The following is a 9,050-nucleotide window of genomic DNA, read 5'->3' as shown; positions in this document are numbered from 1 at the left end:
TCAGCCGGTGCTCGGCGGGCTCGACGACCTGCTCTCCTATGCGCGCCGCCAGAAGATCGACGACGTCGTCGTGGCCATGCCGTGGAACGCCAATCGCAACGTCACGGCGACGATCGAGAAGCTCAAGGAGCTGCCCGTCAACGTCTATCTCAGCTCCGATCTCATCGGTTACGAACTCGCTTTCCGCCCTGTCGCCGCGCAATTCTCCTCTTTGCCGATGTTCGAGGTGGTCCAGAAGCCCATCTCAGGCTGGAGCTATGCGCTCAAGACCCTCGAAGATTACATCCTGACGAGCTTGATACTGCTTTTGCTTGCGCCTTTTCTGATTTTTATCGCAATCGCTATCAAGATTGACTCTCCTGGGCCCGTTTTTTTCATGCAACAAAGGCTTGGCTTTAACAACAAGCCGTTCTCGATCTACAAGTTCCGTTCGATGTACCACCGCGAAACGCCTGAGACAGTGGTCAAGCAGGCGACGAAGGGCGACCCTCGCGTCACGCGGGTCGGGCGCTTCATCCGGGCCACGAGCCTCGACGAGTTGCCGCAGCTGCTGAACGTGCTCGACGGAACCATGTCGCTGGTGGGCCCGCGCCCGCATGCGCTCAGCCACAACGAGGAGTACGGCGCGCAGATCCGCGGCTACTTCGCGCGCCACCGCGTCAAGCCCGGCATCACCGGCTGGGCGCAGGTGAACGGCCTGCGCGGCGAGACCGAGGCGCTCGAGCTGATGGAGGCGCGCATCCAGCACGACATCTACTACGCGGAGAATTGGTCGCTGTTTCTCGACCTGAGGATCCTCGTGATGACGGCGCTCGTGGTCTTCTTCCAGAAATCCGCCTATTGAGGTTTACCTTTTGGTGACGCTTTCAGCGGCACAGTCTGCCCATGAACATGGCGCCGCTGAAACTTCTCCTCACGAGCTATGCCCTGTCGGCAGCCGCCGCAGCCGCGATCGCGTTCAGCGCCGACGGCGCGCTCGCGCCGGTCCTCGCCTTCTGGCTCGGCGGCCCCGTGATCGTCTTCGCGCTCGCCACGCTTCCCGGTCTGCGCGATCTTTATCGCGCGCCGGACGAACTGCTCGAATGTCGGACCGCCGAGGGTCCCGTGGCCCATGCGATCCACGACCCGTTCGAGATCGACCGCCTCGAAGACGCGCCGTCGCCGACCGCCGAACGGGCGCGCGCCGGCGGCTGACCGCCCGACCCGCCTCCTCGAGTCGGCCTACGCCGGCCACGCCCGTCGCGACGCCGGGGCGTCGCAGGAAACTCGCCATGGCTTGCGCGCATCAGCCCGTGAACTGACCCGGCAAGCCTACGACGATTTGGATCAGGACGTCCGGCCTCCGCGCCACGCGCATCTTCGGGACCGACGCCTGAGCGTCAGGTGCGGGCGGCGCCAACCGCCGCGCGCTTGCCACGTCGGCGACGAGCTGCGAAAGGAAGCGCCGGCGAGGACGAGGGAGCGGCGCGTGCGCATTCTGATCGACGGCATGAATCTCGCGCGCGAACATGGCGCGGGCGTCGCGAGCTGCGCGCGCCCGCCAGTGCGGCGACTTCCTGCGCGGGCTGCGCCCCGCGACCCCCGTGGCGATCGAGGCGACCGCCGCGCCGATCCCGCGAAAGCGCCGCCGCCATGCGCTGCGACGCCGTTCTCCGTGGAGAGACCCCCCGCGTCTGGGCGGAGGAATTCGGCGTCTACGGGGTTCGCAAGATTCGGCGGCGGCTGGGCTGCGAAGGGATCGGCGTCGTCCGTCCCATCGTCGGCTGGCGTATGTCGCGCGCCGCCGAGACGAGCTTCGTGCTCGACGCGATGGAGCAGGCGCCGCACGCCCGCAGACCTGCGAAGGGCGTCGGGCTGATCCATCACGGCGACCGCGGGTCCCGGCGCCTCTCCATCCGCCACACCGAGCGCCTGCCCCCGCGAGCCGCGTTGATGAGCCGCGCGTGCTGGCGGACCAGGCGTTGGCGTGTTCTAAACGCCGTCGCTCGGCCTTGGGTCACTATGGTCTTGATCGCCACAAAGCACATGATCGGGCGCATAGGCCTCCGCCACCTCGTCATGCTGCCAGCTGAGGTCGAGAAACCCGTCGATGCGCGCGAGAATGTGATCGTCGGGGACCAGATCGCGCAGAGAGCCGCGGTTGACTGCCGTGGGAGGTCCCTTAGATACATGCATAGGTTGAGCGGACTGCTCGATCCAACGCTCCTGTCCAACGGCGACATCTTTAACGATGCAGTGTGAGTTGGCGTCATGAGGGTCTGTCTTGCCGTTCTGACCACGGGCGCGCGCAGCGAGACTCTGAAGACCTGCGTCAAGGCCGTCGACAGGCTCGAGCCGGTTGCGGGCGTGTCTCTCGCCCTTGTCATCGTGCACAACGGCGTTCGCGAGCCGGACGTGACGGTGAGAAACGTCGCTGCGACGCTCCGCACGCCGACGACAGTGATCGCCGAGGCGCGGCGCGGCATTCCCTTCGGCCGCAATCGCGCCCTCGACCACGCCGCCGCGCACGGCTTCGACCACCTCGCCTTCATCGACGATGATGCCGCCCCTGATCCGGACTGGCTTCTTGAGATCGTCGCCGCGCTGCGGGAAAGCGGGGCGGACGCCGTCGCAGGGCCGCAGCTCCCGGTGTTCTCGGAAGACGCCCCGCCCTGGCTGAGCCGGGCCCGGATCTATCAGGCGCGTCGCGAGCCGCCGCGCGCGCGCGTCGACTGGGCCGCTTCCAACAACGTGATCTTCGCCACGCGCTTCGTGACGAGCCATGGTCTGCGCTTCAATGAGGCGTTCACTTCCGGCGGCAGCGACAAGGAGTTCTTCCTGCGCTTCCACGCTCGCGGCGGCGTCATCGTCTGGGCGTCGGAGGCGATCGTGCGCGAGCCGGTCACGCCCGAGCGGCTGTCGATCCGCTGGACGGTGATGCGGGCATGGCGCCTTGGAACCACCGGCTATGCCATCGTGCGCGGTAGCCGCAGCCCCGAGAGGGCGGTTCTCGTTTGCGCCTACCGGGGCGCGCGCTATTGCCTCCGCGGGCTCGTCACGCTTCCTATGGCGGTCGTGCCAGGCGGCCCCGGCCTGGTCGACAGCCTCTGCGACATCGCCCACGGCGTGGGCTTCGTGCTGGGCATGAGCCAGCGTTTTCGCATGAGACGGTACGTCTAGCAGGCCGCTGAAGCGCCCGGCCCTCGACGCGGTTTGAAGAACGAGCTTCCCCCTGGAGCGGCTGTGGGGGAAGACAATGCGCGGGACGGACAAGATCAGCGGGTCGCCGTTCAGCCATGTCGACATCGAGGATCGCATCCCGGCGCATCACCCGCTGCGGCAGGTGAAACGGATCGTCAACGACGCGCTGGTCAGCCTCGACGCCGAGGTCGCCCGGCTCTGCGCGTCCGAGAGTCGCCCCGTGATCCCGACCGGGCGGCTGATGCGCGCCAGCCTGATCCAGATCCTGTTCTCGGCGCGCTTCGAAAGGCAGTTGATGGAGCAGATGACCGCGTCCGCGCCCGCTTCACTCTCGCTGTAGCGGCCAACAATTTCGCTTGGTCGCCCAATTCGCTGGCGGCCTGAGAAAGGGGCGGGGCCGCCGCCACGTCAAGGGGTGGCCGCTGGGACAGCCGCCGCCCAACGGGAAAACGCTCCCGCCGATCGAATTCTTCAGCCGCGCGGTAGAGAACAAGCGATTGGAGAACCGGTTGGAACATGCCCCCCGGAAGCGTCTTCCGCCGCTCGATCGTGGCGAAAGGAACTCCAGCATGGCGACTTAGCTCGGGCGGTGATATAGACGCACAGCGGTCGCGGCGAATGTATCCGCCGTTGCAGAGCGTGAGTTAACGCCATGAAAAGATTATCTTCCCCTCTGTCTCCCGCCTTGGGAAGCGAGGGCATCCGTGAGCCCGCGCTGTCTCTGCTGGATTTCGGCGCGCTCGCAGTGACCGTTTGGCGAAACAAATTCGTCATCGCGGCGCTGGCCCTGCTGTCGGGGGTGCTTGCGGCGATCATGCTGGTGCAGACACCCTCGCAATACCGCGCGCAGACCCAGATACTTCTCGGCGCCAGCCTGGGGGAGGTGATCAACATCGACAACGTCGTCGCTGACGCGGTGTTCAACGACCCCCGCATCCTCAGCGAAATCCAGATCATCAGATCGGCGCCTATCCTGCGGCGCGTGTCGGAGAAACTCGACCTCGCCGCCATTCCCGAATTCAACCCGGCGCTGGAGCCGCAGGGCGGCCTGATCTCGGGTTTGCGTGGCGCTATCGGAGCGCTGATGGGCCGCGGCAGCGCCGAGGGACCGGAGCCCGACCCTGTTCTGGTCGCCGCAGCCAATCTCGCCGAAAACGTCACAGCCGAGCAGAATGGGCTGTCGCTCATCGTCACGGTGACTGCGATGGCTCGGGACCCGCAGCTCGCCGCCGCCATCGCGAACGCCGTGGCTGGCGAATATCTGGATGCGCAGGTCGCTCAGAAACGGGCGGAGAACGACCGCGCGACGGCTTGGCTCGCCAGACGCGAACAGGAGCTGCGCGAGAAGACCGAGGAGGTCCAGAACCGCCTTCAGGCGCGCCGCGTGGAGCTGAGCGCGGAGGGCCTGCTGTCCCCGAGCACGCTCGACGAGCAGGTCGCCCAGATCAACGCGGAACTCGTGCGCGCCACGATCGAGGCGAACCAGACCGTGTCGCGGGCGGAGCAGTTCAACAAACTCGTCGCCCAGAACAATTTCGCCGCCGCGAACCTGATCGCGACGTCGGAAAAGCTGAACGCCCTCGTCCGGCGACGCGACGACGCCCTCGCGCAGCGCCAGACGGTCGGCGAGGCGAACGGGGGCTTAGCCGAGATGCGCCGGATCGACGGCTCGCTGGCCATAATCGAGGACGCGATCCGGAACGAGGCGCGGGAGATCTCCATCGGACTTCGAGCCCTCGCCCAGATCGCCGAGCAGAAGCGCGAAGATCTGACCCAGCGCCTCATCGAGATCGAGTTCGACACCGACTCGCAGTTCAGCGCGATGGCCCAGATCGCCACACTTGAGCGCGACCTCGGCGCAAACCAGGCGGTCTACGAGCGCTTCCTCCTGCGGCTGACCGAGGCGCGGGAGCTCGGCGACTTCCAGCAGCCCGACGGGCGCATCATCTCCTACGCCGATGAGCCCGACAGTCCGGCCGCGCCGAAGCGCACGTTGCTCACGGCCATCGCCATCGTTTTGGGCGGGGCGCTCGCGACGGTGGGCGTTCTGATGCGCGACGCAAGGCGCGACGTCTTCAAGACGCCGAGCGCGGCGTCGCAGAGAACCGGTTATCCGGTGATCGCGGTGTTTCCGAAGGATACCCGCCCCGCGGCGAAGCGCTGGATCGAGCCTCGCCTAGAAGCGACGCAGGCGGCGCGACGGATCATCTCCGCTCTGCGTCCGCCTTTCGACGAGGATGGGGACGGACCGAAGACCTTCCTCGTCGTGTCGTGCCTCGCCGACGAGCAAGCCGAGGATGTCTGTCTGCGCCTCGCGGTCGGTTTCGCAAACCAGGGCCGGCGCACGGTCGTGTTCGACGTTGATCCGGGCCGGGTGTCGCCTTTCCAGCGTCTCAGCTCGGGAAAGGAAGGGCCCGCCACGCCCACGCCTGCCGGCGTGGACATGGTTTATCGCGGCGAAGAGGCTTTCGCGGGTGCGCGTCAGGGTCAGGACGCGGCGGCGACGATCGCCGCGCTTCACGGACGCTACGACGCTGTAGCGATCAGCGCGCCTCCGGTGCTCGTCGCGGCCGACGCGCTCGAACTGGCGCGGTCGGTCGACGCGGTCGTGCTGGTCTTCGCATGGGAGCGGACGCCCGTGGGCGCCGTGCAGGAGGCCGTCGACGAGTTGCACCGCGCGGGCGCGTCGACCGTCGTCCTGGTGATGACCCGGGCCAATCTCGCGGTCATGTCGCGTTACGAGTATTGGGGCTCGTCGATGGTCCGCAGAAGCATCCAGCGTTACGGAACGCGCCCGAGGACGGCCTGAGAGCCTGGCCGGGAGAGAGCTGAGCGGCGTCAAGGGCTTGTGATTCCGTCGGGTTGCGAAGCTCGACGGAGCCGCACATTCCCGGGACCGACGCCGCCCGGCGCGATCATGCGCGTCGGACGCCCGCGAGAGGTCGACCTGCGCGAGGTGGCGAACGCGATCCCGCACCTCGCGTCGACCGGCTGCCAGTGGCGGATGCCGCCGAAGGACTTCCCACCGGCCTCGATCGTCCAGCGCTACTTCTATGTCTGGCGAGACGGCGGCCTCTGCGCGACGTCGAGTGGCGGACGCTGAAACGGATAGACTGGTGCGGCAACCGCCGCCTGCTCGCCCCCATCGGCTACATCCCGCCTGCCGAAGCCGAGGAGGCCGACCACCCCGATCGCAGCGCCATCGACCAAGCCGCCCGACCGTTGAAGCGATCGCCCTCCGGTAAAGCCGGGGCGGTTCAGTGTCTGGCGGCGCCGCTGCTCGAGACCGGCTAGGGTCGGCATCTGACGTAGCTCGCCGGCTGAGCCGCGCGCCCGGTGCGGGCGCGTCTGCGGCGTCGCTCTCACTGCCCGGTCTCGCCCGCGCCCGCCATCGCGCGGAAGCGTTCGGAGCGCTGCACCAGCTCGTCATAGGTTCCCTGCGCGGCGACGCGGCCGTTCTCGAGCAGGAAGATCATGTCGCAGGCGCGCACGGTGCTGAGCCGATGGGCGATCAGCACGATCGTCTTGGCGTGGCCGATGTTGTGGACGGCGTCCATCACCGCCCGCTCGGTCAGCGTGTCGAGCGCCGAGGTCGCCTCGTCCATGATCAGCACGCTCGGATCGTGGTAGAGCGCGCGGGCGATGCCGATGCGCTGGCGCTGTCCGCCCGAGAGCCGCACGCCGCGCTCGCCGACCAAGGTCGCGTAGCCCTCCGACATCGAGCCCGTGACGAAGTCGTGCAGTTCGGCTATGCGCGCCGCGCGCTCAAGCGCCGCCATGTCGATCGCCTCGGGCGGGACGCCGAAGGCGATGTTCGCAGCGACCGTGTCGTCGGTCAGGAAGATCTGCTGCGGCACATAGCCGACCGAGCGTCGCCAGGCGGCGACATTGTTGGGACCGATCTCGACGCCGTCGACCAGCATGCGGCCTTCCTGCGGCGGCAGGAGCCCGAGGAGCACATCGACGGCGGTGGTCTTGCCCGCGCCGCTGCCGCCGACGAGCCCGATAGTGGTGCGCGCACGGATCGCGAGGTCGAACCCGTCGAGCGCCTTTCTCGTCGTGTTCGGATAGGCGTAGACGACGCCGCGAAGTTCGAGCAGCTTCTCAAGCGGCAGTGGCGCGACCGGAACCGGCGGAGGCGCAACGTTCGTCACCGCCATCATGTCGGCATGCAGCGACATCAGCGCCGGTCGGTTGAAGCGCAACAGCGTGGTCGAGTAATAGAGTTGTTGCATCGCCGGGAAGAGCCGCGCCCCGGCGAAGGCGTAGAGCCCGAGCAGCGGCAGGATCTCCTGGAAGCCGCCCGGTCGAGTCGCCATCATCGCGAGGATCAGCAGGATCATCGCGCCGAAGAGCAGCGCCTCCATCACGTGTCGGGGTAGCTCGCCGATCACCGCGCCGAGCGCAAGCGTCAGGGCGAATCGGCGGGCCGGCGCGCGGAATCGCTCGGCGTAGACGGACTCGAGCCCGAGTACCTTCACGTCCTTTATGCCGCCCAAAGACTCGCTGGCCATCTTGAACCGCGAGCGATTCGCGACCACGCGCTCCTCACCGAGCCGGTTCAGGACCCGGCGCACGATCGAGAAGATCGCGAAATAGGCCCCGCCGATCAGCCCCGCGGCGCTCAGCGCCACAACCGGGTCGGCGATGAAGATGAGTGCGGTCAGGCACAGCGTCACCACGCCGTAGGCGACGATGCGCATCGCCGGCAGCACCGCGCCGCCGACGACCAGGTCGACCTCAGAGAGCACGGTCTTGCCGAGCTCTGCGGTGTGCCGGTTAAGGAACCACGCGTAGGGCTGCGCGAGATAGCCGCTGAGCAGTCGTCGGCTGAAGCTGAAGTTGCGCATTTGCGCGTAGCGCACGACGGCGAAGAGCGTCAGCGCGCGCACGCCCTGCGTGCCGAGCACGATCACGAAGACGAGCATGCCGAGCGCCATCAGGAAGCGCTCGACGCTCTCGAAGCCGCCGAGCGCGTAAGCGCGCGCGAGCAGTGCGTTTGTCTCGATCACAGAGGGATTCGCGAGCACCGCGAGGAAAGGCAGGATCGAGGCGACGCCGGCGGCCTCGACCACGCCCATCACGAGGATCAGCGCCATCACCAGTACGAAGCGGCGTCTCTCGCGGCGGTCCAGCAGGTCGAAGATCGCGCGATAGGTCTCGATCATCGTCAGGCTCCCGGCGCCGCGCGCCGCTTCGTTTGGGATGCGCGCGCCAGACGGCGGTGGACGACGCGCGGGAGGGTGGCGACGGCGCGGTTCATCCGCGACCGAAATCGTCCTGGAGGCGCACGATGTCGTCCTCTTCGAGATAGGCCCCAGTCTGGACCTCGATGATCTCGACCGGAATGCGGCCCGGATTGGCGAGCCGGTGCACGCAGCCGAGTGGGAGATAGACCGATTCGTTCTCGCGCACCAGCAGCGTCTCGTCGTCGCGGGTGACTTCCGCCGTGCCCCGCACCACCACCCAGTGCTCGGCGCGGTGGTGATGCTTCTGCAGCGAGAGCTTCTTGCCGGGCGCGACCTGGATGCGCTTGACGCGGAACCGCTCGCCGAGATCCATGGTCTGGTACCAGCCCCAGGGCCGGTGCACGCGCGCGGGCTCGGTCGCCTCGCGCCGGCCTTCGGCGGCGAGCGCGGCGACGAGGCCCTTCACCTCCTGCGCGCGCGCGAGCGGCGCCACCAGCACCGCATCGGGCGTGTCGACGATGGCGAGCCCCTCCACGCCGAGCGCGCAGACCAGCCGTCCGTCGGCGCGGACGTAATTGCCCGAGGCGTCGCGCGCCACCGCCGCGCCCTCGAGCGCGTTGCCGGCCGCGTCCTTGGGCGACTGGTTCCAGATTTCGCGCCAGTCGCCGATGTCGGACCAGG

General features: G+C 67.8%; 6 protein-coding genes and 3 pseudogenes. 7 read left to right on the top strand and 2 right to left on the bottom strand.

Annotation, left to right across the window (positions count from 1 at the left end):
- The 7 genes and pseudogenes from V7Q31_RS15610 to V7Q31_RS15580 form a co-directional block, all read left to right on the top strand.
- Positions 1–844 (top strand): exopolysaccharide biosynthesis polyprenyl glycosylphosphotransferase (locus V7Q31_RS15610; RefSeq protein WP_333834786.1); only part of this gene is annotated, 844 nt, incomplete at its 5' end.
- A 41-nt stretch (positions 845–885) separates the two neighbouring features.
- On the top strand, positions 886–1,194 hold the full coding sequence (locus V7Q31_RS15605) for a hypothetical protein (protein ID WP_333834785.1): 309 nt from the start codon (positions 886–888) through the stop codon (positions 1,192–1,194).
- A 555-nt stretch (positions 1,195–1,749) separates the two neighbouring features.
- Positions 1,750–1,914, top strand: a pseudogene (locus V7Q31_RS15600) (IS3 family transposase); the annotation flags it as partial.
- A 336-nt stretch (positions 1,915–2,250) separates the two neighbouring features.
- Complete coding sequence (locus V7Q31_RS15595; protein WP_333834784.1) at positions 2,251–3,159, top strand: glycosyltransferase; 909 nt, start codon at positions 2,251–2,253, stop codon at positions 3,157–3,159.
- Positions 3,160–3,235: 76 nt separating this feature from the next.
- Positions 3,236–3,487: pseudogene (locus V7Q31_RS15590) on the top strand (IS5/IS1182 family transposase); the annotation flags it as partial.
- Positions 3,488–3,832: 345 nt separating this feature from the next.
- Positions 3,833–5,989: a GumC family protein gene (locus V7Q31_RS15585; RefSeq protein ID WP_333834783.1), complete on the top strand. Its 2,157-nt coding sequence runs from the start codon at positions 3,833–3,835 to the stop codon at positions 5,987–5,989.
- 42 nt (positions 5,990–6,031) lie between these two features.
- Positions 6,032–6,256: pseudogene (locus tag V7Q31_RS15580) on the top strand (transposase); the annotation flags it as partial.
- A gap of 286 nt (positions 6,257–6,542) precedes the next feature.
- Here V7Q31_RS15580 and V7Q31_RS15570 read toward each other — a convergent pair.
- Positions 6,543–8,348 carry an ABC transporter ATP-binding protein gene (locus tag V7Q31_RS15570; protein WP_333834782.1) on the bottom strand — a complete coding sequence of 602 codons (1,806 nt, stop codon included), beginning with the start codon at positions 8,346–8,348 and terminating at the stop codon, positions 6,543–6,545.
- Positions 8,349–8,439: 91 nt separating this feature from the next.
- Positions 8,440–9,050, bottom strand: a 611-nt coding sequence (locus V7Q31_RS15565; protein ID WP_333834781.1) for a cupin domain-containing protein, incomplete at its 5' end; no start/stop codon positions are given.

The sequence above is a fragment of the Rubrimonas sp. genome (genome assembly GCF_036788415.1).
Lineage (GTDB): Bacteria > Pseudomonadota > Alphaproteobacteria > Rhodobacterales > Rhodobacteraceae > Rubrimonas.
The sequence above is the reverse complement of the archived record's forward strand: the minus strand, read 5'-3'. Positions and strand labels throughout refer to the sequence as shown.